This window comes from Ruegeria sp. O4, assembly GCF_056535125.1.
Genome location: NZ_JBQERO010000041.1, coordinates 1 through 2,425, shown reverse-complemented (window position 1 = coordinate 2,425; position 2,425 = coordinate 1). Strand labels below are relative to the sequence as shown.

The following is a 2,425-nucleotide window of genomic DNA, read 5'->3' as shown; positions in this document are numbered from 1 at the left end:
ATCCATGGGCGTCGACAAATACTGGTCCCCCGTCAACCGCGTCGACAACGCATACGGCGACCGAAACCTCGTCTGCACATGCCCACCAATGACAGAATACGAAGACGCCGCTGAGTGAAACCCGTGTCTGTCCGATCCGTCAATTCGCCTGACGGATCGGATTTACACCCTGAGGGCAGCGCCAATCGGGGCGCTGCCACGCCCAAATCGTCGGAGGAACAATGAAACACTATGTCCTCGAAAATGATCACGCCAATCTGTCTGAAACGGAGCCTGAGGCACCCGAAAGATTGAAACATATCGATGTCATTCTCAACGGTGAAGCGGCTATGGCGTCAGCTGGAATGGTCATCGAATTCTATCAGGCGTTAAACACTCTGGCCGAAGACTGCACCTATGCGGTCAACCTTCGTGTCGCTGGCTCGGAACCCGCGGGCGGACCGTTATACTGGGCCGGACGAACGGCGGTTTTCTGGGGAGATCTGGAGAACATCTGGTCCATTCCACATTCGCGCAGATTCTGGGTATCGCAGGTCCTGAACCTGTCTTCGCGGGTTGTTCTGGTCGGCGGCGCGGTGCTGCTTCTGCCGCAACTCGGAAGAACAGGCCGGAACACCGTTGCTGTCCACCCGAATTTCGCAGCCGCTGCACTGGAGGGCGGGCTGGAAGATTGTGGCACCGGCACGCATCTGGCCGCAGACGGGTGCGCCCATAGCGCAACCACCCGGTTAAGCGCGCTGCGCCTGCTGTCAGAATTTGTGTCGATCGACCACGGGGAACATATCGCGGACATACTGCGCGGATACATTGGACTGACGGAACCCACACAAAAGCACGGCAGCACGCTTGCCGCCCGTCTGGTGCACCGTGCAAAAGGTGATCAGCTTGTCATGCGCACGCTGGATGCGATGCAGGAAAACATCGAAGATCCTTTGACGATCTCGGAACTTTCCAATGTACTCAGGACCTCGACCCGCCAGTTACAGCGAAGGTTTCTAAGCAAAACCGGTGCGAAACTTTTGTCGACCTACAAAGAGCTACGGCTGGAGCGGGCGCAGAGCCTTTTACAATTCACCAACATGTCGCAGATCGAAATCTCGACAGCGACCGGCTTTTCATCGACTGTCGCGCTGAAACGCGCCTTTCAACGCAGCTTTGACGTCAGCCCGGACGAAATTCGGAACAAGCGATTTCTGGGGACGGCCGCCCCGGAACACGGATAACCTTTCGCGTTGGTCTCGTGATCCACCAGTCAACGCAGCACCGAGCCCGCGTGGACAATGCGCCCACGCAGGTCAGGTTTGGTTCGGGCGATCAGGCCGCAGCGATCTGACTGGCCTTTTCAACCAGTACTTCGGCCTGCCGGATCGAGGCATAGTCGATCAGACGACCATCCAGTGAAACGGCGCCCATTCCATCCGCCTCGGCCTCGGCCATCGCGACAAGGATACGCCGTGCCTTAGTGACTTCGGCATCCGAGGGTGACATCACCTCGTTGGCCAGTGCGATCTGGCTGGGGTGGATGGCCCATTTCCCTTCGCACCCCAAAACAGCGGCGCGTTTGGCCGCGGCCTTATAGCCGTCGGGGTCCTGAAAATCTCCGAACGGCCCATCAATCGGACGCAGCCCGTTGGCGCGCGCCGCAACCACCATGCGGGCAAGGGCGTAGTGCCACATGTCGCCCCAGTGGGTCAGGCGGCCTCCGTCGGCATCCGGGTCGGTCAGTACCGAATAGTCCGGGTTCACGCCCCCGATGATTGTGGTTCGCGCCCGGGTCGAGGCCGCATAATCCGCGACACCAAAATGAAGGCTTTCATTGCGCTTTGATGCCGCCGCGATCGCGCTGACATTCTGCATACCAAGCGCGGTTTCGATGATGTGTTCGAACCCTATCCGTTTCTTGAATCCCTTGGCGTCTTCGATCTGGGTCACCAGCATGTCGACCGCATACACATCTGCAGCTGTCCCGACCTTGGGGATCATGATCAGGTCCAGACGCTGGCCCGCCTGTTCGACAACATCCACGACGTCCCGATACATGTAATGGGTGTCCAGACCATTGATCCGCACCGACATGGTCTTGTTGCCCCAGTCGATATCGTTCAGCGCCTGAATGATGTTCCTGCGCGCCTGTTCCTTTTCATCGGGCGCGACGGCGTCTTCCAGATCGAGGAAGATGACATCCACGTCCGATTTCGCAGCCTTCTCAAACATTCCGGGCTGGCTGCCGGGCACGGCAAGCTCGCTGCGGTTCAGGCGGGCGGGGGCTTGTTCAATTGGATGAAAGCTCATGGTTGGGACCTTTCGGCTTACAGGTTCGGGTATATGGGGAAACGGTTGCAGAGGTCTGCGACCTGGGCGCGGACGCGGGCTTCGACTTCGGCGTTGCCGTCTTCGCCGTTGGCGGCCAGGCCGTCGACCACTT

At 59.0% G+C, this 2,425-nt stretch carries 2 protein-coding genes; one reads left to right on the top strand and one right to left on the bottom strand.

The window, feature by feature from the left end; translation table 11 throughout:
* Positions 1-221: 221 nt before the first annotated feature.
* Complete coding sequence (locus ACR0J7_RS20365) at positions 222-1,223, top strand: helix-turn-helix domain-containing protein (RefSeq protein WP_480871588.1); 1,002 nt, start codon at positions 222-224, stop codon at positions 1,221-1,223.
* Positions 1,224-1,314: 91 nt separating this feature from the next.
* Here the strand turns inward: ACR0J7_RS20365 and ACR0J7_RS20360 are convergent, their stop codons facing one another.
* A complete protein-coding gene (locus ACR0J7_RS20360) occupies positions 1,315-2,292 on the bottom strand; it encodes an HpcH/HpaI aldolase/citrate lyase family protein (RefSeq protein WP_480915468.1) in 978 nt (325 codons plus the stop codon).
* Positions 2,293-2,425: the final 133 nt, after the last annotated feature.

Excerpts from the sequence above, each read along its gene's own strand:
- ACR0J7_RS20365 (WP_480871588.1), top strand. The coding sequence starts at position 222 with ATGAAACACTATGTCCTCGAAAATGATCACGCCAATCTGTCTGAAACG.
- ACR0J7_RS20360 (WP_480915468.1), bottom strand. The coding sequence starts at position 2,292 with ATGAGCTTTCATCCAATTGAACAAGCCCCCGCCCGCCTGAACCGCAGC.